We start from the raw sequence: 22,873 nt of genomic DNA, 5'->3' as shown, positions 1-22,873 counted from the left end.
CCTCCATTCGATGACAGCAAAAGAGGACGAATGCAAAAGTCAACGAATGACTCCTGTTCGTCCTCGTCTTCCTGTAGAAATCAGGAAACTTGCTCTACCGTTACTCTTTAGGTTCAGCTAGTTCGACCGTCAACTTTCCATTTTCCTTCACTAGTGTACCAGTTCGAGCCGATTGTTTGGTTACAAAACCTTTACCGATGACGTCGAGCTTCAAATCATATAAGCTGACAAGCTTTTTGACGTCTCGTTGCGACCAACCGGTCAAATCTGGCATCTTGAACGTATTTGATGTTTTCAGCAAGACACGTTCTCCGCTGACGAATTCCTGTCCACGGGATGGAATCTGCGAAACGACTTCAGCACCATCGCCTAGGATGATCGCAACTGCCTCTTGTTCTTTTGCTAGATCAGTCGCTTGTCGAGCACTCTTCTTGATATAACTCGGCGTGATCTTCGCTTTGACATCCACCGAATCCTTTTGCGTTTCCGGTTGGATGCTACGATACTGTAGTGCCGTATTCATGACACTCTTGAACACCGGACTCATGATGAGTGGACCAGAGACGGATGATTCGTTTTTCGATGGACGATCGACCGCGATGTACATGATCAATTCCGGATCATCTTTTGGGGCCATACCGATGAACGAGTGAATGAATTGTCCTTGAATATACTTTCCATTCTCAGAAATCTGAGCCGTACCGGTCTTCCCAATGACACGGTAATCTTTCAACTTATACATTTGACCTGTACCAAGCTTACTGTTGACGACACCGTCGAGTGCTTCGCGTGTTGCTTTTGCCGCTTCAGCAGAAATCGGTTTACCGACGACTTCTGTTTTCGCTCGGTAGGGTGCCTTATCCGTATGATCCGCTTTTTGGATGATATGCGGTTTGACCATCTCGCCGTCTCCAGCGATTGCTGTCGCTCCTTGAAGCAATTGCATCGGCGTGACCGCAGTCGATTGCCCCCATGAGGTGATGAGCGCATTCAACGGTTTAGACAAGTCGGATTGACTATTTACTTCTCCCGAGATGTCTATACCCGTTCGTTGGTCAAAATGAAACTTCTTAAAGTAATCTTTATACCGTTCGATCCCAAGTTTTTCTGCTGTCAACTTCGAGAACATGACGTTTGAAGAGTGATAGACCCCTTCAATCATCGGAATGGTTCCCCAACCGACATCGTTATAATCCTTGATGACCGTCCCTTTATAGTTATAACTACCCGATTTATACATCTCATTCGGACGGAAGACTCCCGCATCAATCGCCGCTGCGAGCGTAAAGATTTTCATCGTCGAACCTGGCTCGAATCGTGACGAGACGGCGAAATTCGTGAAATCTTTCATATCACGTAAATTCGGGTTGAACGATGGGCGATCCGCCATGGCGAGGATTTCACCGGTCTTCGCATCCATGACGATCCCCGTTGCATTTTTCGGTTTGTACGTGTTGTACATTTTTTGCATTTCTTTTTCAAGCGATTGTTGGATTCGATGATCGATCGTCAAATAGAGATTCGATCCATCCTTCGGTTCGTTCGAAACACGCGACGCACCTTGAATCAACGGATTACCGCTACGATCCTTTTCAAAGACACGGGCTCCGTAGGATTCACTTAAAGCATTATCATACTGCTTCTCGATTCCCATCTGACCTTGTAAAGCGACTCGACCATTTTCCTCGGTGATCTTTTGAACGAATCCAAGTGTATCGGACAGGAAGATGCCGTTCGGATAGTATCGTTTCGGCTCTTCAATCATCCGGATTCCGGGAAGTTTCAACTTGTCGATCTTCTCTTTTTGATCGAGCGTCAAATCATTTCCTTTTTTTCCGAACTCAATTTGAGAACGGTCTTTGTTTTCAATCAGATAGGTCTCCAGTTCCTTCGTCGTCATCCCAAGAATCGGCGCAAGACCTTCAGCCGTCTTTTTAAAGTCGACGATCGTCTCATCTGGATCTTTGACACCACCAAGTCGATAAACGCCAATCAGATGATAGGATGGAATATTGATCGCAATCGGGGAACCGAGACGGTCGAAAATCTCGCCACGTTCTGCTCCAAGCGTTTCTTGAGACTCCCATCGTTTCTTTTCCGCATATGCAATCATATCTTCACCATGGAACTGTTTTGTCGTTGCTAAATACAAAAATCGGCCAATGAACACAAAAAAGAGAGTAGCAAATATCACCATGATAAAGGCTACTCTCCAACGGGATTTTTTCAGTGGATTCATTTAGGAATCACCTTGATGTTCCCTTTACGCATATCAAGACCCTGTTCTTTTGCAATCTTATAAATCCGTTCCGGAGAGCTTAAGTTCGTGACCTCTAGTTGTAAACGTTCATTTTCTTTTTGGAGTGATTGTGTGACTTGGTTCTCTTTTGCTAAATCACGGCTCACGTTATACGCTTCGTTATGCGTACTGATCGTCAAACTCCCAAATAACACAAGACCACCAATCATCGCACTGTATAAGAATTTTTCAAAGGGATACAAGCGATACTTCGGACGGACGGCGACGCGACGCGCGATATCTTCCGTCTTTCGTGGTTCCTGAACAGGTTGTTGACGAACGGGTTGAACCGTTTGGACCGATTTACGAAGTGGTTCTGCCATTGGAATGCTCCTCTCAAGATTCTTTCATTTTTTCAGCAACTCGTAATTTTGCCGATCGGGCGCGACGGTTATCATCGAGCTCTTCAACACCAGCCGTAATCGGCTTACGTGTGACGAGTCGGAGTTCCGGCTCCATTTCGACGGGAATCATCGGTAACCCCGGCGGAAGCTCGGGTAGTGATGATTTTTCTTTGATTGCTTGTTTACACATGCGATCTTCAAGTGAATGGAACGTAATGACACATAGACGTCCACCGACACGTAATAAATCAATGGCTTGGTGTACCGCACGGTCAAAGACATTCAGTTCATCATTGACGGCGATCCGGATTGCTTGGAAAGTCCGTTTCGCAGGGTGACCACCTTTACGTCGTGCTGGTGCTGGAATCGCATCCTTGATCAATTCGACGAGTTCGAACGTCGTCTCAATCGGTCGCTCTTCCCGCGCTTTTTCGATTTTGCGCGCAATCTGTTTTGAGAATTTCTCTTCCCCGTATGTAAAGAAGATACGTACGAGATCATTGTACGACCACTCATTGACGACTTCGTAAGCAGAAAGTGGAGAAGATTGATCCATGCGCATGTCGAGACGTGCGTCGTGATTATAACTAAATCCCCGTTCCCCTTCGTCTAATTGTGGTGAAGAGACACCGAGATCGAATAAGATGCCGTCCACTTTCTCGACGCCATGTGCTGCCAACTGCTCTTTCAGATAAGCAAAATTACTCTTTATTAAAGTAAAGCGACCTTCATACGCCGCGAGACGTTCTGCTGCATGAGCGAGGGCGACATCATCCTGATCAAATGCGTATAGATGACCTGTCGTCAATTGCTTGACGATTTCTTCGCTGTGTCCTGCTCCACCTAATGTACAATCGACGTAAATACCGTCGGGTTTAATCGCGAGTCCTTCGATCGACTCCCATTTCAATACTGTTTCATGCTCAAACATGTCCTGCCTCACCTTTCACTGTCCTTGAAGGACGTTACTCTTTTTCAATGTATCACATTCTCTCGTGAAAACGTTACGAAAATGAGACAGTTTCCTTGATTTATTTAACTTTTGTGTAATTTTCGCTAAAAAAACGAAAAAACCTGCTAGTTTCAGCAGGTTTAGAGGAAAATCTTCAGTTGATCACTCGTATTCGCTTCATAGGCTGTTCTTAAGTCCCGCACAAAATCAAGACCATGATGATTTAACCACGGTAGGACAGAATGAATCCGCTCTTGTGGCGCTCCATCAGGAAAGAGATGGTAAGCCGTCTCTTTATATTGCCGTGTCTGTCGGTCAAACTGACGTCGATCTTCTACCAGCAAACTAGCCATTGCTTGTTCGAGCTGTTTCTTGATCTTCTCACTCTTACTCGATGTCCGCAGTAAACCCTGTTCGAGCGAGAGAAATTCGGAGACGAAACTGTCTTTTAGCATCGCTGCCGCCTGCATATGTCCTGTCACCTTCTCTTCTGAATAAACCGGAATCGGAACGCCTGACCGGACGATTTCTTCGAGCGACACCTCGAGTTTAGCAAGACGTTTTTCATCGCTACGACGCACGAGTAACCCACCCATGCGGGGAATCAATAACGGCATCGTCCAATTCAGATGATGAAAGAGCGGTCGTAAGCGTGTCCAGTATGCTAATTCTCCGGGACCACCGATATAGGCAAGCGTCGGGAACAGGTAATCCTGCATCAATGGACGCGTCACGACACTGTTGGAGAAGCGTTCCGGACTGGCGTACAGCAACGCGATCAATTCAAGCTCCGTATACTGCCTTCCTTGTTTCGTCTCGAATCCGTCTGCTGTCGGATACAGTAACTGACGACCGTGATCATCGACGAAAAGGTGCGCCGCTTCCTCGTTCAAGAATGTATCCGGTAACTCTTGCGTCTGCGAAATACCATCCGTCAATGCTCGTCTAAATTCCGCATTGTCTTGAATCAACCGTTCAAAGAACGGAATCTCGAGTTCACGGACAGAATGTGTATCCGCATCAAAGAAGACGACATCAAAATCAATCAATTCACCGATCAATTGTGAGAAAAACATCCCATACGATGTACACTCTTCAACGAGTTGCTTCAGACGCGCAACTAATTGTTTCGTATGAATCGTTTCTGGCATTGCTCGGAATGCCTCTTCGATGATTTCAAGAAGTGCTGCTTGATCAAAAGAGAGTCGACTGACCGAGCGGGCAATCGATTCTGCAGGTGTGACAGCGATTTTACGCGTTTGATAATCCGCTGTCGGAACGTAAACATGGTTAATCTCATCAAAATCGTGATCTTCGGTCGCGAGCCAAAAAATCGGAACGACGGGTCGCCCAAGTGTCGTCTCCGCCTGCTGCGCGACCTTAAGACAGGTTAACAATTTATAGATCGCATATAATGGTCCGCCAAAGATACCCGTTTGTTGCCCTGTAATGACAACTTGAGCTTCACCCGTACGAAGCTTCGCGACACGCTCCCGCAAACGCTCCGTCATGTTCGGATTTTGACGTTCGAGTTCGTCTGTCAGTGCCGCAAGATGCGGATAGTGACGTTCTTCAAGCAAACGGCTCCTCGACGCTAAACCACTCTCTCCAAAGTGGTCGACATATGTTAAGAATTCTTCTCGTGAAGCACGATGCATCAACGAGTTATCATCGTATAAGGCTTCAAATGGTTGTACCTTCAAACAAAATCCCTTCTTTCTTACCTAACTGGTCAGCTGATGAACAGTTGACGAATACCGAGTACGAACAGTATGAAATGGACAGGTAATGCCAGCAAGATGATGATCCGCCAACTGTGGCGAATCATTTGTCTCAAATCAACATCAAGTTGACGAATTCGTTGCCAGAGCGCATTTAACGCAAACACCAACAACACGACGATGACGATCCACCCTAAGTAATTTGTTCCGGTCAAGGCAATCAATGCAACATGAATCGCATACAGAACGATGAATGTTCCAAAGTCGAGTGCAAATCGAACTGCCTTCCCATGTTTCCGAAATAGAAGTAGAAAGACGAGATACAACGCAATCAGGCTGAATAAAGGAAAAATGATGAAGACTGTCACTGCGGACCCTCCCTCTGTTTGATCTGTTCATAATAAAAAGATAAACGTGGTGTCGCAGTCGTCGCCTGACGTAATGCGTATCCAAGTATCGGCTCTACTTCTGTTCGTCGTCCATACTCAAGATCTCGTAACATGGAAGAACGATTTTTGCTCGTATTCTTCATGATCCGCTCGATTTCGGAATAAGTAATGTCATGGTGCGGGAAGATTGTCCGCATTTCGTCAAATAATTGACGGGCTTCTTCTCGATAAGGCATCTCTAATAAGGATCCATTCTCAACACCGTAATAAGCCGTCACTGGATTGATGACGACGTTGATGAACAGCTTCGTCAATAAGACAGCTTCCATATCTGACTCGAATTCAAAGCACAGCTGCTTTGACGACAAGTTCGCTACCTCTTGATTCCCGTAGCGGATGCGTCCTTTTCCAGTATGCTGGACTTCAAACGGTGCAGTACGCATGGCACCATGTTCGACGATACCAAATAAGACGTGCGGCAATTGTTCTTTCCATTTCAAATGATCCATTCCATTTTGCAGGAACATGACGGGACACGTCAGCCGTTCGAGGAATGGAATCACACTTTTTATATCATACGACTTTGTCGCGACAAACACCAAGTCTTCTGACTCGAGCCGATCAATCTTCCGGATCCGTACGAGACGACTCGCTTGTCCATCGCGAATGATCGGTCGTTCCTCATCTTGTTCTTGTCGCACATAAAGCGTGACTGCATGCTCTTCCGATAAATAAGAGGCAAGCAACAAACCGATGGCACCCGCGCCAATGATTCCAACATTCATCTATTCATATCCCCTTTCATGAAAAAAGCGACCTTAAAACCGATTTCTCGATTTGAAGGTCGCTTTTATACCGATCAATCAGCTTATTTGCTGACGATTTCTTTACCTTTGTACGAGCCACATGCTTTACAAACGCGGTGTGAAAGTTTCATTTCACCACAGTTTGGGCACTCGACCATACCTGGTACACGGAGTTTGAAATGAGTACGGCGAAGACGTTTGCGTGTTTTCGACGTTCTGCGGAATGGTACTGCCATCGTTGTCCACCTCCTTGAAAAAATACACTCGCCTTTACTTCAGAAATCAGGAATCCTGATCTTTTTTAAAGAACTGAGCGAGACCCGCGAGTCGCGGATCGATTTTTGGTTCGGTTTCCTCTGGATCTTCTTCAGAAAGAATCGTCCAGCCTTCCCCCTCAACCAACTGATTCTCTTCATCATCCCCATGCACTTGCACTGGCACATGAAGTAAAATCAATTCTTGCACGAGCGGTCGAAGATCGACCGTATTCCCGATCGGCACGTTGATGTCATCTGCTTCGTTCGAAACAGCATCGACCTCGAGCAGGAATGGCTCGATGGATTCAATCTCGAATGGATAAGCGACGTCATTTAGCGTCCGGGCATCCGGAAGCGTCATTTCGCCGGTAATCCGAAGATTGAATATTAATTGATTCGATGTAAACGATGCATTTGCACGAACGTGCACAGGTTGCACCGCCCGGATATCCGGATGGAGGGCGACTAGCTCATTGAGCTCGATCGTCTCGTTAACCTGAAGTTGACCCAGATTGCGCAATTTATTCAATTGCATCAGGGACCATTTCATCCGAATCACCTCAATTGCAACAATATGAATTATAGAGAGGACATCTTGTTTTGTCAATGTTTTTTCTTTACACTGAAATCGCTAGAGAACGAACACTTTTGGACGTCTTTATCCATATTACCGCACTTAATTCGGTTTGCAAAGGAGAAAGTTTTCATGAGGATGACAGCTATCATTTCAGAGTACAATCCGTTTCATAACGGACACTATTATCAAGCGACAACAGCACGACGGGAAACGGATGCCGACGTCATCGTCGCCATCATGAGCGGGACGTTCATGCAGCGTGGTGAGCCCGCCTTTACGGATAAATGGACACGTGCTCAGGCAGCGGTCGCGAGCGGTGCCATCGATCTCGTTCTTGAACTCCCCTTCTATTTTGCTGTCCAACGTGCTGATCGTTTTGCACTCGGTGGTGTGACGATTGCCGAGACAATCGGCTGTCAGTCGCTTTCGTTCGGAAGCGAGTGTGGAGACATCGAACCTTTTCTGCATGCGGCAGCGGAACAGATCGAAGAGACACCTGCATACAAGGAAGCGTTACACGATGGATTATCAGTGGGCCTCTCTTCTGCTCACGCCGCCAGTCAAGCATTCAGGAGCGTCTCACAGACGCTTGATTTAACACAACCGAATAATACCCTTGGCTATTATTATGCTCGCGCCGCAAATACACTATCGCTCCACACGACGAAACGGATTGGAAGTGGCTACCACGACTTATCAACCGGGGACATCATGAGCGCCACCGCGATACGCGCCCATCATCAGACGCACGGTCAGCTGCTCGCACTTCCTGAACAGACCGAAGACGTCTTAGCAAACGCCTCTTTCGCCAACTTCTCGCACTATTATCCGTGGATTCGACAACGTCTACTGACGACTCCAGTACCCGAGTTGATACGAATCGCTGGGATCGACGCTTCGTTAGCACCACGACTCATGGAAGGGGCGAAACAAGCAACGACGTTCGACACCTTTCTGAATTACGTCAAAACACGCCGTTATACGCGGACGAGCCTGCAGCGTGCCTTGATCTATCTATTGACCTCAACGACGGCAGAGGAGGTCGCACGGATCGATTACGACCATGTTGATTTCGTTCGTCCCCTCGCCTTTTCAGAACGAGGACGACAGGCACTCAAAACCATCAAAACGCGGACTGCCGTCTTCAGCACCTTCACGAGTCATCCTTGGCTAACGAAAGAAAGCCAAGTGACAGCTGCATATGCACTGCCCTTGGCTCGCTACGACGCGTTGCTTGAACACCGTCGCTTTCCTTATTTTGCTGGAAGTTCTTCTAAATAATCAATCGCATCTTCGACTGTTTTGATCGGAACGAGCTTCATGTTCGTTCCGAGTTTTTTGATGGATGGTTTTGCTTCTTTGTAGTTCTCTCCTGCTGGCACGAACATGATTTCTGCTCCTGCCTCGTCAGCAGCGACGACCTTTTGCCACGCTCCACCAATCGGTCCCACCTTGCCGCCTTCTTCAATCGTTCCCGTGCCGGCGATTTTATGCCCTTTCGCCAAATCCCCCGGCGTCAATTGATCATAAATTTCAAGGGTGAACATCATTCCAGCAGATGGTCCACCGACACCTTCGACCTGAAACGCAATATCAGGATCCGTCGTCACGTTTGAGATCGGAAGCGGTTCGTAAATACCTAGTCCGACTCGCTTGACCTCTTTAGATAACTGATCCACTCGAATCGTCGTCTTCTTGTCTTCCGATTTACGCGTGAACTGAATCGGAACAGCTGTTTTGGCTTTTTTCGCTTGAATCGTCTTCATGAAACCTTCAAATGACGTAATCGGTTTTCCGTCAACACTTGTAATCCGATCCCCTGCCTTCAATTTCCCCTCGGCTGGACCACCGGGAATGACGCCGGAGACGTAGACCCCTTCGAAATCGACATCGACCTTTTGATCCGCCAATTCATACGCTTCGATCGTTGCGTTATGTTGCGCTTCTTCCATATACAGCTTCTGACGCGTTTCATACTGCGCGTCCGACTCTCCGTCGTACAGATAATCACTTACACTCGATGTTTCGGAGAACGGTAGAAATAAGCTTTCAATGAGAAAGTAAGGCGTGGCCCGGCGTTGTGCGATCGTCAGCATCATCAAATCTCCCGGTTCCTTGTCGCCTCCAGACACATCGATCAAATCTTCCGTCGACGTCGCGTCACCTGGATAGGAAATGAAATAGGGAAGCGGTACGAAAAATACGATCAAGGCAGCGATGATTGCTGCTAAGGCAGGTTTCCAAGCTTTCATCACAGTTCTCCTTTCGTATATTTCTGACGTAGCGCTTCTTCGACAGAAGGCGGTACGAGATCGGCAACGGAAGCACCATACTTGGCAGCTTCCTTAACGATCGAAGAACTCAAGAAGGAATACTGATTATTCGTCATCATGAATAGTGTCTCGATTTGATCATTCATCTTCTTGTTGATGGAAGCGACTTGCATTTCGTATTCAAAATCCGAAACTGCTCGTAAACCGCGTACGATCGCGGTTGCTCCGACTTCCGCCGCATAATCGACAAGTAGACCATTAAAGGAATCCACCTTGATTTGAGGTAGGTGCGACGTCACATCGGCAATTAACTCCATCCGTTCCTGGACAGAAAATAGTGGTTGCTTCGAAGAATTATTCAGTACGGCAACGATGATCTCGTCAAAAATCGGAACAGCACGCTCGATGATGTCTAAATGTCCGTTCGTGATCGGATCAAAGCTACCTGGGCAAATGGCGATTCGTTTCATTCGTGGTCTTCCTCCGCTTCCATGAATTCGTACAACGTGATCGAGATGACAGCGGAATAACGAAGTCGACGCACGACTTCTAGTCGTCCGATCTGGTCCGGCAATTCAACCGCTGAGTCATGTTCACAGACGATGACACCATTGTCCGTCAACATGTCGTGTTGCTCTATGTACGTGACATGTTCCGTCAATCGCTCTTTTGCATAGGGAGGGTCTAGATAAATCAACTTAAACGGCTCTTCAGATGCTAGTTCCGCTAAAGCGATCGCTACATCTTTTTTCAAAACACGTGCTTGGTCCGTATAGTGCGTCGTTCGTAAGTTATCTTGGATCGTTTGGACCGCTTTATGGTGTTGGTCGACGAACACTGCCTCATCGCATCCTCTTGAAAGAGATTCAATCCCAAGACCACCGCTCCCCGCAAACAGATCCAGTGCTCGTCCTCCGTTGAAATAAGGACCGATGACGTTGAATAAGGATTCTTTTACCTTATCCGTCGTCGGTCGTGTTTGATCCCCTGGCACTGCTTTTAATCGTGTACCTTTCCGTTCCCCTGAAATGACTCGCATTTCCTTCATTCCTTTCAACAAAGAAGCGACGAGGATGTCCTCATCGCTCCATGGATTATGCTTCTTCTGGCATTTTACCTTTTTTGTTCGCGAACGTCTCCGTGATGAACGGTCGTTCTGAACGTTTGATCGATTCGACGAACGGGAGAGTCGAAATGACTTCCATCACCTGTTCATGCTGATCTAAATCGACATACAGATGAACGTATCGTTCACGTTTAGACGTAAAGTAGACGTTCCCGTAACGGCGTAATTGACGGGATGCTTTCATCGCATTGACATAGACGATGAGTCCCACTCGTTCCTTGATCACGCCAGCCTACCCCCTTCACCTTCGTTATCCGCTACAGCTACAGCTGCCACCGGTCGAACAACCTCCAGCGCATCCTTGATCGAAGAAAGGATTTCCCGTCGGTACTTTAATTTGCGGTGATACTTCCCCAGCGAGCTTCAGACTGATTTGTCCGAGTAACGTCTCGAGTTGTTTTTCCGCCTTTTTAAACTGCGCGACTTCCTCTTGTAAATCAAGTCGCCGTTTGACTTCATGGACCTTTTTCGTGATCGTCTGATAGTCAGGATGATACCGTCCGAATCGCTGTACGAGTTCGTAGTCCTCCTTGACTTGATGAAAATCGCGAATGACAGCCTGTGCCTCTACTGACTCTTGCTGTGCTTGTTTCGCACATCTATATGCTTGCCCCGTTTCACTTTGAGCGAGAGATCGAATGAGGTCTTCCGCTGCGTTGATGAGGTCAATCGTCTTATCGGTATATATCACAACGAATCTCCTCCTTAACTTTACCATCTTATCATAACATTTCTCTCCCTCCTAGCCTGTTGAATTGTGTATAATTTGTTCAGAAGGAAGGAATGAACTTTATGCAACTGCTCTCTTTTAATATGTTCCGGACGATTGGAATCAAGACGGAACATGCCAAATCAGATTATCACTTTGATTCCTTAAAAAAAATCGAACAGGCGGATGTCGTCCTGTTCCCGGAATACTGGCAAATCCACTCAATCATCTACGGAATGAAAAAACCGATTTTCCCGTCGGCTGCTACGTTCCACTTAGGTCATGACAAGATCGAGATGACGCGGATTTTTCAAACCGTCATTCCGGATAACATCCCTCGGACCGGCATCTATGGAAAAAATGAATTCACCGTCGAACGTGTCTTACGTGAATTTTCGTTTCCGTTCGTTGCGAAGACGGTCCGTAGCTCCATGGGACAAGGTGTCCATCTCATCAAAAATGAAACAGACTGGAAGAAATACACGGATACACACGAGACGTTCTACATTCAGGAGTACATTCCGAATGAGAAGGACTTACGTGTCGTCGTCGTCGGCGATCAAGTCCTTGCTGCGTACTGGCGCGTCGGTGGTGCTCAGTTCTTAAATAACGTCGCTCAAGGTGGTGTCCTTGATTTTGATGATGTGCCACAAGGAGCAATCGACTTCGTGCTCGCTCTCGCGAAACAGCTCGATATCGATCACGCCGGTTTTGATCTCATCATCCGTGACGGACAGTGGTACGTTCTTGAGTTCAATGTCTTCTTCGGTGGAGAAGGACTGAATCACCTTGGTATCCACGCACCGGATACGATTCTTGAATATGTCGAACGAAAATATGGAAGTTCATGAATTCTTCAAAATGACTTCACATCTTTTACGTCATCGTTTCATTCATTATGGTATGATAGTTTGGAAAGACTAGTATCTACTAGCAAACTGGGGTATAGGGGGATTCAAACATGAAGTTTGAACAATATGGTATTGAAGGCAAGGAACTGAAGTTCGGTCTTCTCGAAACAATCATGGAACATCACCGCTTCGTTCGTGAAGGACAATGGGATTACGAACGCGCGATGTACGACATGAAGTATGAAAAACAATCAACAGGTGAAGTATTCTACCTGCGTGTTCCTGTCTATGCGATCCAAGGTGAGATTGAAGACCGCCATGCTGTCGTTCGTATGATGACACCACTTCTCGGTAAACACTACTATCCACACGGTGTCGAGTATGATGAGACGTTCCCTCCGGAAATCGTCAAAGACTGCGAACGTCGTTTAGCAGCATTGCTCGAAACACTCGAAAAATAAGATCCACACGTAGAGGTTCCAATTAAGGAGCCTCTATTTTTTGTTTTTCATTCCAAACAAAAAAGCTAACGACCTCGCATCATCTACGAAGTCATTAGCTGTTCTGTCCACCTGATTGTTATTCCTTAAAATACACGAAACAGCTATTAACGCGCGACGAATTGTACATAAGATACGACATCGTCTCCAAGCTGAATCCCAAGCTGCTCGCGTACATGAAGATAAAGTGCGTGAAGTGACGTTGCCGGTGCACTGACCTTTACGCTAAATGCAATCTCTTCCCGGTCCATCCGTTTGATCCGGGAGTGATGGATTCCATAATCCTCGATCGCACAAGCAAGTAATTCCTCGATGGCTTGAATAGAGACGGTAACATCTCCTTGCATGTACTCTTCATAAGTCATCTACTTTCACTCCTTTGCTAATTGTGTGACCGAAGACATGACCTCTTCTAAGTCGACCGGTTCATCCGGTGTCTTCGCCATAGATGAAATCGCCCGTACTTTATTATCACGGTCCAAAATGAACATTTGTGTTCCGTGTGTCACTAAGCCGCTCTCAGCCTTCGAGTAATAGAAATTCAACTGACGTGTCAAACGATCGATGACGACTGGATCTCCCGTCAATACTTTCCAGCCCTTAGCATCTGCTTCAAAGTTCGAAGCATACTTTTTCAAGACTTTCGGTGTATCCACTTTTGGATCAACCGTCACTGCGACGAGTTCGACGTCACTTCCGTACAATTCTTCGCTCCGAAGCTTTTTCTCAAGCTTACGGTAATCATTTAATGTCAATGGACAAATATCAGGACAGTTCGAGTAGAAGAACGTCAAAACTTTGACTTTTCCGTCTTCCGAATTGAATGATTTTCCATCTACGGCATTCGTTAATTCAAATGGTGTCGGTTCAGCGATGACAGGTAACTTTTCTTTCATGAAAAAATAATAATATCCCCCGGCTGCCGCAACTAAGATAAGGACGACGGCAGCGACCGTCAAGTAACTGTTCTTTTTCAAGTTGGCTCCCCCTTAATGACTCCAGATCGCCCGGAATACGTTCGTCGTCTCACCCGGATCGTAGACGACATATAGTAAGCAATACACGATCACACCGGTAATGGCTGTCAAAAACCAAACGATTGAGGCAACCGGTCCGATTTTACGGTGACGTGCAAAGTTCTTCTTATAGGCGTGATAGAGTGCCATCAAACCGAGCACCCCACCAGATGTCGCAAGAAGAATGTGGAAGATCAAGAATCCTGTGTAGTAGGCTTTGACGGATTCTGAACCGCCAAAGGCTGTGTTACCGAGCAGAATCGTCCGCAAGGCATACATGATGAAGAATAATAAAGCGAGTGCAGCAGCAATCGTCATCACGGTTTGGTGAGCTTTCATGTTACGACGCGTTTGGGCGATCAAAAACCAGCCAATCGCTACGAAAATCGCACTGATGACAATCAGTGACACACAAATCAACGGCAAATAACTCATGTTCCAACTTCCTCCAATTTAATCCGCTTTTGGTGTGAAGGACATCCCTTCATCCACGGCAGTACTTTTTGAACGGCGCACCCATGTAAAGAAGGTCAGTCCGAAGAATAGACCATACACGAGTTCTTGACCGAGCTTCATGAGGACACCACCAAAGCGTTGGTCCTCTAATAAGTCATCTGTCGTTCCGAGCAATCGTTCCAGGTTCAATCCGCTTAAATCATTGTTCGGCATACAGTAAGCGAGTACTTTCGCGAACGTCGCCGGATCCTGATACGCTTGATACTGAAAACTTTGACTGAAGATCATGAAGGCACAGGCTGGTGTCAACAACACACCATTTGCCACGATATAGACCATCTTCTTCAGGTCAGAAAGACTGTCCGCCTCATTGACCGGTGCAATGATCGGATACCACATCGTCATACTCAAGAAAATCAATGTTCCGTGGAACAGACGGTGAACGGTATAGTTCGTCAAGACATAATCAAAAATAAATGGCATGTGATAGAACGTAAACAAGGCATTAAAGACGACAAGTGCAATCAGCGGCTTGATGAAGAAGCGAAGAATCCTCCCAAGATACGGTGTATCGAACAAGCGCTTATAAAGCCACTCTGGTATCGCAATCAACAAGAGCGGCGGTGCGACCATATAGACGAATACCATCTGCAGCATGTGTGCTGAGAACGTGATATGTGCTAGCAGGTCTAACGGACTTCCAAAACCGATGTAAAAAACGATCAGTGCCGCGAGCATCGAAAACTTTTGCCCAAGCGTTGTTTCCGGCTCATCCGGACGACGCAACTTTTCTGTCACGACAGCATATAGGATATACAATCCAACGAGTATCAACGCATAATACGGACTCCATAAGACAGTCCATTCGAATTGCGAAAGTGCTCCCCTTAAATTGCCTAACATATTTTTTCACCCCGTTCCTTTCTCTTACAAACTAAGATTACCGTTCCCCTATTTCATTGTAAAGGTTTCTCATAAAACGATTCCAAAATAAAAGACCATCCTGCTAAACGTTAGCAGAATGGTCACATTTCTTACCAGATCAATAGACGAAGCGTCGCAACAATCGTCAAGGCGACGAATACACCGAGACCCATCATGACTTTGATCCATGTGTTGCCTTTATTGTTCATGTGCATGAACATATAAAGTTGAAGATAAACTTGAACGATGGCCATGATGATCAAGAAACCACCAGCTGCCCAGTGCGGCATGAGCTCAGCCATGACAGCACCGAACGCGATGAGTGTCAAGACGATCATGAGCGCGAAACTGATGAGTTGCAGTTGTGTCTCGCGACTACGTTCCGCTTTCATCTCGAGTTCGATTTGATTACGCGTAAGTTGTGGTTCGTGTTTTTCCATCTTATTTCACCATCCCCATGAGGTAGACGACTGAGAAGATAAAGACCCAGACGACGTCAATGAAGTGCCAGTAAAGACTTGAAACATAGTACTTCGGCGCGTTCACGACCGTGATGCCACGGTTCCAGTTCCGGATGAGAAGTGTCGAGATCCAGAGAAGACCGAACAAGACGTGCGCACCGTGGAATCCGACGAGTGTATAGAAGGCAGAACCAAATGCACTCGATGTGAACGTGTGACCAATGTGGTAGTAGTGATTGAACTCATAAATCTCACCACTTAAGAATCCAAGACCGAGAAGTAATGTGATGATGAGCCAAAGCTTCATCTTTTTCACATCATTACGTTTCATTGCCATCATGGCAAGAACGCTTGTTAATGAACTCGTCAAGAGAAGCATCGTCATGATGAAGACGAGACCCATTTCGAAGATGTCATAACTGCGTAGACCTTCTTTTGCACCGGAGTTATGAAGTCCGATGTATGTTCCGAAGAGAGAGGCGAACAAAGTCGTCTCTCCTCCAAGGAAGAACCAGAAGGCTACATATTTATTCTTACCCTCAAGTGTTGCTTTTTCAACATGATCCGGAATACCCGTGATCGGGTTATTCGGTACTGAATGATGACCCATCTTACTTCGCCTCCTTTTCTGCTTCAAGGCGTAGATCTTCTTCGACGACTGATTTCGGGATGTAGTATCCTTCATCATCGATCCAAGAACGGAAGAACATCGCGATCAATGTCATCGCAAGACCAATCAAGGCAACAACAAGACCAACAGTTCCATAGTCTAGGCGAAGAATGAATCCGAGACCTGCGAGGAATAGACCGACTGACATGACGAATGGCAAGATCGTGTTGTTCGGCATGTGGATATCACCGACTTCTTCCGATACAGAAACTGTTTTGTTTCCTGCCATTTTTTCGAGCCAATACGTATCCAAACCTTTGACGAGTGGGATTTGAGCGAAGTTATACTCTGGAGTTGGAACTGGAAGTGTCCACTCAAGTGTACGTCCATCTCCCCAGACGTCGCGTTTTACATATTCTTTTGACATCAATGCTGCTGCAATCGAAATGACGAGAACGATCGTCGACACACCCATGAAGGCTGCACCGATTGATGAAAGTAAGTTCATTGTTTCCCAGCCTTGGTTTGGCAAGTACGTGAAGACACGACGTGGCATACCTGTAAGACCAAGAATATGTTGCGGGAAGAACGTCAAGTGGAAGCCGATGAAGAACAACCAGAATTGAATTTTTCCCCAGAATTCGTTGAGCTGTTTCCCGAACATGAGTGGGAACCAGTAGTAAAGACCTGCGAAGAGACCGAAGACAACCCCACCAACGATAACGTAGTGGAAGTGAGCTACTACGAAGTAACTGTCATGGTACTGGTAATCGGCAGGTGCAACAGAAAGCATGACCCCTGTCATACCACCAACAAGGAATGATGGAATGAACGCGACCGAGTAAAGCATTGCGACTGGGAACGTCAACTTACCGCCCCATAGCGTAAAGAGCCAGTTGAAGATCTTGACCCCTGTCGGTACAGCAATCGCCATCGTTGCTACGGCGAAGATCGCGTTTGCGACCGGACCGAGACCAACTGTGAACATGTGGTGGACCCATACCATGAATCCGAGGAAACCGATCAACATCGTCGCAAAGACCATCGTCGTGTAACCGAAGAGACGCTTACGAGCAAATGTAGGAATGATTTCAGAGAAAATACCGAATGCCGGTAAGATCAAGATATAAACTTCCGGGTGACCGAAGATCCAGAAGAGGTGTTCCCAGATGACGATGTTTCCGCCCGCTGCCGGGTCGAAGAAGTGCGCTCCGAAGAGTCGCTCGAACGTCAAGAGGAACAATCCAACCGTAAGTGGTGGGAATGCGAAAACGATCAAGGCAGAAGCAACGAATGCTGTCCATGTGAAGAGCGGCATCCGCATCAGTTTCATACCTGGTGCACGCATGTTCAAAATCGTAACGAGGAAGTTAATCCCCCCCATAAGTGTACCGAAACCAGAAATCTGAAGACCCAACGCGTAGAAGTCTACACCGAGAGACTCAGGTACTGTCGAGAGTGGTGCGTATGCAGTCCACCCTGCGTTCGGTGCAGCGCCGAAGAACCAAGAAAGGTTCAACAAGACTCCACCAAAGAAGAACAACCAGAAACCAAGTGCATTCAAGAATGGGAACGCAACGTCACGTGCCCCGATTTGAAGCGGTACTGCTGCGTTCATGTATCCGATCAACATCGGCATCGCTGCCAAGAAGATCATCGTCGTACCGTGCATCGTGATCAATTGGTTAAAGAGTTCACCGCTGACGAAATCGTTCATCGGTTTAATCAATTGAAAACGAATCATTAGGGCTTCTACGCCACCGACTAGAAGGAAGAACAATCCAGACATGATGTAGAGAATCCCGATTTTCTTATGGTCGACTGTCGTTAGCCAGTCCATGATGCCGCTTTTTTTCTGCGGCATACCCATAGTATGTGTCCCCACTATGATTCCCCCTTAAAAAATTATTGGAGCTTTTTGTCCAATAGATAATCTGCCAATTCGCTCAATTCTTCATCGCTGATCTGATCTTCAGAGAATCCAGGCATTTTCGTACCTTGTTTCTCTTTTTGTGGATCGCGAATCCATTTTTCGAGGTTTTCTTTATCATGGTCGAGGTAACCCGCGATACGCTGACGATCACCGAAGTTCGTCAAGCTAGGTGCGACTTTTCCGCCACCATGACAGCTGAGACAGTTCTGGGCATAGACTTTCTCGCCAGTCGTCCAGTTCTTTTCATTCTTTTTATCAAGCTGCTTCGTCTCTGCTTCTTTCGCAGCTTTCATATCTTTCAACCAGTTATCGTAGTCGTCTTGTTCAAGTGCAACGACTTTGAAGTCCATCAATGCGTGAGAAGGACCACACAACTCGGCACATTTACCGTAATAAGTGCCTGCTTCTTTTGCTTGTAACCACATTTCGTTCTCAAGACCTGGGTTCGTATCTGTTTTACCAGAAAGAGCTGGTACCCAGAATGAGTGAATGACGTCTTTAGACGTCAAGTTAACAGCAACACGTTTACCGACTGGGATGACAAGTTCTTGTCCTGTCGAAACACCTTTGTCTGGGTATTCGAACTCCCACCAGTAGAGGTTTGCTGTAACGTTGATTTGTTCGTTTTTCTTCGCTTCTTTTGCATCTGCGAGTTCAACCGTTGTTTTGATCGTCGGAATTGCAAGAACGATCAAAAGAAGAATCGGAATGACTGTCCAGATGATTTCAAGCGTATGGTTCCCTTCGACTTGCTTCGGAACCGTGTTATCACCTGATTTACGACGGAATTTCATAAGTACGTAAATATAAATGACGGCTACGATCGCAAGGACGAACAACATGACCCACAAGCTAAGCTTGATGATCTCAAGTTGCATCTCAGCGCCTTCTCCGCGAGGCTGTAGCGCAGACAATTCCGGAATTCCACAACCTGATAACATAAGTGCCATCAAGCCGATTGGAAGAAGCCGGAAGAGCATTTTTACTGATTTTTTCACAACCATCCCCACTTTCTTTGTCCCCAATTTTGTCTTTCGTAATGGTGTACGTGAATTATGTCAAATCGTTTTAGAGAGAAACGAGTACGACCGTCACGATCCAAGCCGTGAAATAAAACAGTGAGAAGAAGAACATCTTCGACGCCCATTTGATTTCGGCTTGTTCATCTTGGATCTTCAGACCTTTCAGTCCCATATAGAGCCAATATCCACCGAGCAATGCCATGACGATCATGTAGATGATGCCATAGTGTGCTAAGAGGAGTGATGATGGAATGAGTACTGCAATCCACCATACAATTTGTCGTTTCGTGATCGCGAATCCGTTTACGACAGGTAACATCGGGATACCTGCTGCCCGATACTCCTCTGTTCGTCGCATCGCGAGTGCAAGGAAATGTGGTGGTTGCCACACGAACATGATGAGGAATAAAATCCACGCATCAATGTGAAGCGTCGGAGTGACTGCCGCAAATCCAATGATTGGTGGCACAGCTCCTGATATACCACCTACGACTGTATTGATCGTGTGCGTCCGCTTTAACCACATCGTATAAATCACGACGTAAACGAATGATCCGATCAATCCGAACACTGCCGCCACATGGTTGACGATCAACAACAATACCGTACCGGTCGCAAGAATACCGAGTCCTAGTGCGAGTATCCGCTGTCCATCCATCTTCCCAGTAACGCTTGGTCTTCCCATCGTCCGTTCCATCTTGTAATCGATGTCCCGGTCAATGTAGTTATTGAGGTAGCAACTTCCGGCAATGACCAACCCACTCCCAAGAAGCGTCCACAGTAACATCCACTTGGTTTGCCATAGATACAACAGGACATCATCCGTTATGTACGATGCTGCTACGACATACCCCGCGAAGACCGTAATCAGATTGGCACGGACAATCCCCATTTTTGCTAGGGTAATATAGTCCTTGAATGTCGGCTGATCTGCTTGCTCGATCGCCATATCCAGTGCCTCTCCAGTAACTTTCGCCATGCTGTTCCCTCCTTTTCACCGTCTGCTTCCGTTTAGCACCTAGGCTTCACGTAATTTCTTCACAGAAATAACACAGACATGCCACGAAACGCCCTTTTCTCTATAAAAGATACCACATATCGAGGACCGTGACGTATGAAAATACTTTCGACATAATGAACAAAATGTGAAATCTATGTGATTTTCATCACAGTTCACCATATTTACCTAATACTAGAATAGCGTTGTTCTAAAAGATTGCAACCCTTTCAGTACTTTTTATGCGATACTAGACCTATGGAAATCCATGTATTTCGTATTTTTTTAGAAAGGTGGTGTCCAAATCTTGAATCGAAAACTTTCGATGTTTTCAGCCTTCGTCACGTTTACGATGATGATCGTCTTACTGATGGGTGGGACAGTCACAAAAACGGATTCGGGAGATGGTTGCGGAACGGATTGGCCACTCTGTCACGGGGAACTCATTCCGACGAACCCAAGTGTTGAAACGATGATTGAATATAGTCACCGCGCTGTGACTGGAGTCGTTGGACTCTTAATCATCGCCTTATGTCTCTGGACGCTCGTTGCCTTCAAGGATCGATTAGATACGAAGATCTTTGCGTTTCTTGCTTTCATCTTCATGTTGATTCAATCGATCGTCGGTGCTGGAGCAGTCGTTTGGCAACAATCAGACCTCGTCATGGCGTTACATTTCGGAATCTCTTTGATTTCCTTTGCTTCGCTATTGATTTTGACACTGTTGATCATGGAGCGTCCGGGTCAGGAATTCAGGGAATCTGTCCCAGCATTCTTACGGAAGCTCTTGTACGGTCTACTCATCTATACGCTGATCGTCGTTTATACGGGTGCTTACGTACGCCACGTCGGCGCTACATATGCTTGCGTTGGTTGGCCTGTCTGTTCTCAACCTTCCATGACATTCGAAGCGTGGGTGCAGATGATTCACCGGATCATGGCAGGATTACTGTTCCTGTTCACCTTATTCGTCCATGTCGTTGCGATTCGCTTAAAGCATCGGACGACAACGATTGGTATGGCGTTCGCGACGTTCTTCATTTCGTGCCAAGTCGCCACTGGGGCTTGGATCGTTCTTGGTGGACATGCAACGTATGTGCCGTTACTCCACGCCTTCTTGATCACATGTTACTTCGGGGTCTTATCTTACTTGACGTACCATGCATTCCGAACACGTAAGGCAAATAGTCGTCTTCAATAAGGTCGTAAAAAAAGGATGTTCCTCAAGCGAGGAACATCCTTTTTTCATTATTTGAATCGAGCAATCGCACGCTTTCGCGCTTCGTCATGTGCGACGATTGGTTCTGGATAGCCATAATCCTTGCGTTGCTCAGCAGTCGGTTCATGAATATACTGCTTTGATAAATCCTTGATTTCCGTGACATACTTTCGAATGAACGCTCCATCCTTATCGAACTTCTTCGATTGAGTCGTCGGATTGAAGACGCGGAAGTACGGGACGGCATCCGTTCCGACTGATGCTGCCCATTGCCAACCCCCGATGTTTGATGCCGCTTCATAATCAACGAGTTTCTGCTGGAAATATCGTTCGCCTTTCTGCCAATCGACCAACAAGTCTTTTGTCAGGAAAGAAGCGACGATCATCCGTAGACGATTATGCATCCACCCCGTTTGATTCAATTGCCGCATCGCTGCATCAACGATCGGATAGCCCGTTTTGCCTTCACACCACGCCTTGAAGCCCTCTTCATCGTTCTCCCATTCGATTTCCCGATATTGCGTATTGACGGCTTGTCGTTTTGATTCCGGGAAATGCATTAAAATCATGTAATAGAATTCACGCCAGATGAGTTCGGTGATGAAAGTCTGTTTCCCTTTTGATTCTTTTGCCTCCTGAACAGCCGCATAGACGGTCCGAATGCCGATTTCTCCAGTCCGTAAATAGCGAGAAAGTAAACTCGTACCGTCGACAGCAGGAAGATCACGGTTCTCTTCGTAGCCTGCAAGCGATTGTTCGACGAATTTCTTCAAGCGTTGTTTCGCCTGCTTTTCACCAGGATGGAAGACGGCTTCCGACTCTGCCTTTTTAAAATAAGCGTTGATGAAACTATTATCGTGCTGACGCTTTTGATAATGATCCCGCAGCGTTTGCCACTTGACTTCATATGGTGCAGGAATGTCTTTTTTCATGAATGCATTCTTATATGGCGTGAACACTTTATAGAACTTTCCATCTTGCTTTTTAATGTCATGCGGGTGAAGAAGATGCCGGTCTAGTAGCCGCTCCGTCTGACGATCTTTACGCTTTTTAATGATTTTTTCATCTCGCGTCTTGAATGGTTCGACATATTCCGCATTAAATAACAAGATGTCCGCATCATCAGTTGCGTCTAAGAAAGCCTGTTCATCCCCTTCGATGAAACGGATCGGCATCTCTTTCTCTTTGCAGGCATCAGAAAACATTTCGAGCGCTTGGAAGAAGTATTGTTGCCGTGCTTCATATTCTCCGATGTAATCCGGATTGAGCCAAAAGACGAACTCGACCGTCGCCTTAGGATTTTCATTTAGTAATTCAACAGCACGTGCCAACATGTGGTTATCTTGTAATCGAAAATCACTTCGTACCCAACAAATAATGTTCAATCGTATCCTCTCCCACTACGTATTGAATGAAAAACAGGCAGCCCGC

27 protein-coding genes are annotated in these 22,873 nt (G+C 46.4%); 4 read left to right on the top strand and 23 right to left on the bottom strand.

The features are described from left to right. Positions 1-100: 100 nt before the first annotated feature. The 8 genes from AYO36_RS04350 to AYO36_RS04315 form a co-directional block, all read right to left on the bottom strand. Positions 101-2,197: a penicillin-binding protein gene (locus tag AYO36_RS04350; protein WP_231884647.1), complete on the bottom strand. Its 2,097-nt coding sequence runs from the start codon at positions 2,195-2,197 to the stop codon at positions 101-103. Between the two features lie 38 nt (positions 2,198-2,235). Next, entirely contained in the window at positions 2,236-2,622 is a 387-nt protein-coding gene (gene ftsL / locus AYO36_RS04345) for a cell division protein FtsL (RefSeq protein WP_029342145.1), read from the bottom strand. 13 nt (positions 2,623-2,635) lie between these two features. Continuing rightward, positions 2,636-3,574 carry a 16S rRNA (cytosine(1402)-N(4))-methyltransferase RsmH gene (rsmH, locus tag AYO36_RS04340; protein WP_064299613.1) on the bottom strand — a complete coding sequence of 313 codons (939 nt, stop codon included), beginning with the start codon at positions 3,572-3,574 and terminating at the stop codon, positions 2,636-2,638. A 161-nt stretch (positions 3,575-3,735) separates the two neighbouring features. Beyond that, positions 3,736-5,298, bottom strand: coding sequence for a bacillithiol biosynthesis cysteine-adding enzyme BshC (gene bshC / locus AYO36_RS04335; protein WP_064299612.1), 1,563 nt, complete (start codon positions 5,296-5,298; stop codon positions 3,736-3,738). 29 nt (positions 5,299-5,327) lie between these two features. Further along, entirely contained in the window at positions 5,328-5,684 is a 357-nt protein-coding gene (locus tag AYO36_RS04330; RefSeq protein ID WP_023468811.1) for a DUF3397 domain-containing protein, read from the bottom strand. Continuing rightward, on the bottom strand, positions 5,681-6,490 hold the full coding sequence (locus tag AYO36_RS04325) for a ketopantoate reductase family protein (protein WP_064299611.1): 810 nt from the start codon (positions 6,488-6,490) through the stop codon (positions 5,681-5,683). Before AYO36_RS04325 ends, AYO36_RS04330 begins: the two co-directional genes overlap by 4 nt. Positions 6,491-6,573: 83 nt before the next feature. Beyond that, complete coding sequence (gene rpmF / locus AYO36_RS04320) at positions 6,574-6,747, bottom strand: 50S ribosomal protein L32 (RefSeq protein WP_012370841.1); 174 nt, start codon at positions 6,745-6,747, stop codon at positions 6,574-6,576. A 46-nt stretch (positions 6,748-6,793) separates the two neighbouring features. Further along, a complete protein-coding gene (locus AYO36_RS04315) occupies positions 6,794-7,318 on the bottom strand; it encodes a YceD family protein (protein WP_023468813.1) in 525 nt (174 codons plus the stop codon). A gap of 156 nt (positions 7,319-7,474) precedes the next feature. On the opposite strand from AYO36_RS04315, the gene AYO36_RS04310 reads away from it, so the two are divergent. Next, the gene (locus AYO36_RS04310) at positions 7,475-8,626 is read left to right on the top strand and encodes a tRNA(Met) cytidine acetate ligase (protein ID WP_064299610.1); all 1,152 of its coding nucleotides are present in this window, start codon (positions 7,475-7,477) and stop codon (positions 8,624-8,626) included. Here the strand turns inward: AYO36_RS04310 and AYO36_RS04305 are convergent. From AYO36_RS04305 to AYO36_RS04285, 5 genes are read right to left on the bottom strand one after another with little or no spacing between them, the layout of a single operon-like run. Beyond that, positions 8,599-9,597: a SepM family pheromone-processing serine protease gene (locus tag AYO36_RS04305; protein ID WP_064299609.1), complete on the bottom strand. Its 999-nt coding sequence runs from the start codon at positions 9,595-9,597 to the stop codon at positions 8,599-8,601. The two genes, AYO36_RS04310 and AYO36_RS04305, sit on opposite strands and share 28 nt — an antisense overlap. After that, on the bottom strand, positions 9,597-10,088 hold the full coding sequence (gene coaD, locus AYO36_RS04300) for a pantetheine-phosphate adenylyltransferase (protein WP_029342153.1): 492 nt from the start codon (positions 10,086-10,088) through the stop codon (positions 9,597-9,599). The genes AYO36_RS04305 and coaD overlap by 1 nt, the downstream gene beginning before the upstream one ends. Then, a complete protein-coding gene (rsmD, locus tag AYO36_RS04295) occupies positions 10,085-10,666 on the bottom strand; it encodes a 16S rRNA (guanine(966)-N(2))-methyltransferase RsmD (protein WP_082202518.1) in 582 nt (193 codons plus the stop codon). Before rsmD ends, coaD begins: the two co-directional genes overlap by 4 nt. A gap of 46 nt (positions 10,667-10,712) precedes the next feature. Beyond that, complete coding sequence (locus tag AYO36_RS04290) at positions 10,713-10,970, bottom strand: YlbG family protein (protein ID WP_023468818.1); 258 nt, start codon at positions 10,968-10,970, stop codon at positions 10,713-10,715. Positions 10,971-10,994: 24 nt separating this feature from the next. After that, the gene (locus AYO36_RS04285; RefSeq protein WP_029342155.1) at positions 10,995-11,435 is read right to left on the bottom strand and encodes a YlbF/YmcA family competence regulator; all 441 of its coding nucleotides are present in this window, start codon (positions 11,433-11,435) and stop codon (positions 10,995-10,997) included. A gap of 101 nt (positions 11,436-11,536) precedes the next feature. On the opposite strand from AYO36_RS04285, the gene AYO36_RS04280 reads away from it, so the two are divergent. Next, entirely contained in the window at positions 11,537-12,304 is a 768-nt protein-coding gene (locus AYO36_RS04280; protein ID WP_231681737.1) for an ATP-grasp domain-containing protein, read from the top strand. 110 nt (positions 12,305-12,414) lie between these two features. Then, the gene (locus AYO36_RS04275; RefSeq protein ID WP_023468821.1) at positions 12,415-12,765 is read left to right on the top strand and encodes a YugN family protein; all 351 of its coding nucleotides are present in this window, start codon (positions 12,415-12,417) and stop codon (positions 12,763-12,765) included. 146 nt (positions 12,766-12,911) lie between these two features. On the opposite strand, the gene AYO36_RS04270 is transcribed toward AYO36_RS04275, so the two are convergent. The 9 genes from AYO36_RS04270 to cyoE all read right to left on the bottom strand — a co-directional run bounded on the left by AYO36_RS04270 (position 12,912) and on the right by cyoE (position 20,205). After that, complete coding sequence (locus tag AYO36_RS04270; RefSeq protein ID WP_064299608.1) at positions 12,912-13,169, bottom strand: hypothetical protein; 258 nt, start codon at positions 13,167-13,169, stop codon at positions 12,912-12,914. 6 nt (positions 13,170-13,175) lie between these two features. Next, positions 13,176-13,781 (bottom strand): SCO family protein, encoded by a 606-nt coding sequence (locus tag AYO36_RS04265; RefSeq protein WP_064299607.1) that lies wholly within the window; start codon positions 13,779-13,781, stop codon positions 13,176-13,178. Between the two features lie 12 nt (positions 13,782-13,793). Beyond that, a complete protein-coding gene (locus tag AYO36_RS04260; RefSeq protein WP_064299606.1) occupies positions 13,794-14,255 on the bottom strand; it encodes a DUF420 domain-containing protein in 462 nt (153 codons plus the stop codon). An 18-nt stretch (positions 14,256-14,273) separates the two neighbouring features. Beyond that, entirely contained in the window at positions 14,274-15,179 is a 906-nt protein-coding gene (gene ctaG, locus AYO36_RS04255; protein ID WP_023468825.1) for a cytochrome c oxidase assembly factor CtaG, read from the bottom strand. A gap of 131 nt (positions 15,180-15,310) precedes the next feature. After that, positions 15,311-15,640 carry a cytochrome C oxidase subunit IV family protein gene (locus tag AYO36_RS04250; RefSeq protein WP_064299605.1) on the bottom strand — a complete coding sequence of 110 codons (330 nt, stop codon included), beginning with the start codon at positions 15,638-15,640 and terminating at the stop codon, positions 15,311-15,313. A gap of 1 nt (position 15,641) precedes the next feature. Further along, entirely contained in the window at positions 15,642-16,271 is a 630-nt protein-coding gene (locus AYO36_RS04245) for a cytochrome c oxidase subunit 3 (protein WP_023468827.1), read from the bottom strand. A 1-nt stretch (position 16,272) separates the two neighbouring features. Beyond that, complete coding sequence (gene ctaD / locus AYO36_RS04240; RefSeq protein WP_029342162.1) at positions 16,273-18,141, bottom strand: cytochrome c oxidase subunit I; 1,869 nt, start codon at positions 18,139-18,141, stop codon at positions 16,273-16,275. A gap of 35 nt (positions 18,142-18,176) precedes the next feature. Continuing rightward, positions 18,177-19,208 (bottom strand): cytochrome c oxidase subunit II, encoded by a 1,032-nt coding sequence (gene coxB, locus AYO36_RS04235; RefSeq protein ID WP_081637364.1) that lies wholly within the window; start codon positions 19,206-19,208, stop codon positions 18,177-18,179. A gap of 64 nt (positions 19,209-19,272) precedes the next feature. Beyond that, positions 19,273-20,205: a heme o synthase gene (cyoE, locus tag AYO36_RS04230; RefSeq protein WP_023468830.1), complete on the bottom strand. Its 933-nt coding sequence runs from the start codon at positions 20,203-20,205 to the stop codon at positions 19,273-19,275. A 325-nt stretch (positions 20,206-20,530) separates the two neighbouring features. Between cyoE and AYO36_RS04225 the strand changes: the two genes are divergently transcribed. Then, on the top strand, positions 20,531-21,424 hold the full coding sequence (locus AYO36_RS04225) for a COX15/CtaA family protein (protein ID WP_023468831.1): 894 nt from the start codon (positions 20,531-20,533) through the stop codon (positions 21,422-21,424). 47 nt (positions 21,425-21,471) lie between these two features. Here AYO36_RS04225 and AYO36_RS04220 read toward each other — a convergent pair whose 3' ends face one another. Then, on the bottom strand, positions 21,472-22,827 hold the full coding sequence (locus AYO36_RS04220) for a cryptochrome/photolyase family protein (RefSeq protein ID WP_082874161.1): 1,356 nt from the start codon (positions 22,825-22,827) through the stop codon (positions 21,472-21,474). Positions 22,828-22,873 lie beyond the last annotated feature (46 nt).

The sequence above is a fragment of the Exiguobacterium sp. KKBO11 genome, from assembly GCF_001644945.1.
GTDB lineage: Bacteria > Bacillota > Bacilli > Exiguobacteriales > Exiguobacteriaceae > Exiguobacterium_A > Exiguobacterium_A abrahamii.
This window is presented reverse-complemented; position numbering and strand designations above follow the sequence as displayed.

Coding starts and splice junctions, on each gene's coding strand:
- rsmD (WP_082202518.1), bottom strand. CDS start 10,666: ATGAAGGAAATGCGAGTCATTTCAGGGGAACGGAAAGGTACACGATTA.
- ftsL (WP_029342145.1), bottom strand. CDS start 2,622: ATGGCAGAACCACTTCGTAAATCGGTCCAAACGGTTCAACCCGTTCGT.
- coxB (WP_081637364.1), bottom strand. CDS start 19,208: ATGGTTGTGAAAAAATCAGTAAAAATGCTCTTCCGGCTTCTTCCAATC.
- AYO36_RS04245 (WP_023468827.1), bottom strand. CDS start 16,271: ATGGGTCATCATTCAGTACCGAATAACCCGATCACGGGTATTCCGGAT.
- rpmF (WP_012370841.1), bottom strand. CDS start 6,747: ATGGCAGTACCATTCCGCAGAACGTCGAAAACACGCAAACGTCTTCGC.
- AYO36_RS04260 (WP_064299606.1), bottom strand. CDS start 14,255: ATGAGTTATTTGCCGTTGATTTGTGTGTCACTGATTGTCATCAGTGCG.
- AYO36_RS04280 (WP_231681737.1), top strand. CDS start 11,537: ATGCAACTGCTCTCTTTTAATATGTTCCGGACGATTGGAATCAAGACG.
- coaD (WP_029342153.1), bottom strand. CDS start 10,088: ATGAAACGAATCGCCATTTGCCCAGGTAGCTTTGATCCGATCACGAAC.
- AYO36_RS04310 (WP_064299610.1), top strand. CDS start 7,475: ATGAGGATGACAGCTATCATTTCAGAGTACAATCCGTTTCATAACGGA.
- ctaD (WP_029342162.1), bottom strand. CDS start 18,141: ATGGGTATGCCGCAGAAAAAAAGCGGCATCATGGACTGGCTAACGACA.
- AYO36_RS04350 (WP_231884647.1), bottom strand. CDS start 2,197: ATGGTGATATTTGCTACTCTCTTTTTTGTGTTCATTGGCCGATTTTTG.
- AYO36_RS04315 (WP_023468813.1), bottom strand. CDS start 7,318: ATGAAATGGTCCCTGATGCAATTGAATAAATTGCGCAATCTGGGTCAA.
- AYO36_RS04250 (WP_064299605.1), bottom strand. CDS start 15,640: ATGGAAAAACACGAACCACAACTTACGCGTAATCAAATCGAACTCGAG.
- AYO36_RS04275 (WP_023468821.1), top strand. CDS start 12,415: ATGAAGTTTGAACAATATGGTATTGAAGGCAAGGAACTGAAGTTCGGT.
- AYO36_RS04270 (WP_064299608.1), bottom strand. CDS start 13,169: ATGACTTATGAAGAGTACATGCAAGGAGATGTTACCGTCTCTATTCAA.
- ctaG (WP_023468825.1), bottom strand. CDS start 15,179: ATGTTAGGCAATTTAAGGGGAGCACTTTCGCAATTCGAATGGACTGTC.
- rsmH (WP_064299613.1), bottom strand. CDS start 3,574: ATGTTTGAGCATGAAACAGTATTGAAATGGGAGTCGATCGAAGGACTC.
- AYO36_RS04325 (WP_064299611.1), bottom strand. CDS start 6,490: ATGAATGTTGGAATCATTGGCGCGGGTGCCATCGGTTTGTTGCTTGCC.
- AYO36_RS04305 (WP_064299609.1), bottom strand. CDS start 9,597: ATGAAAGCTTGGAAACCTGCCTTAGCAGCAATCATCGCTGCCTTGATC.
- cyoE (WP_023468830.1), bottom strand. CDS start 20,205: ATGGCGAAAGTTACTGGAGAGGCACTGGATATGGCGATCGAGCAAGCA.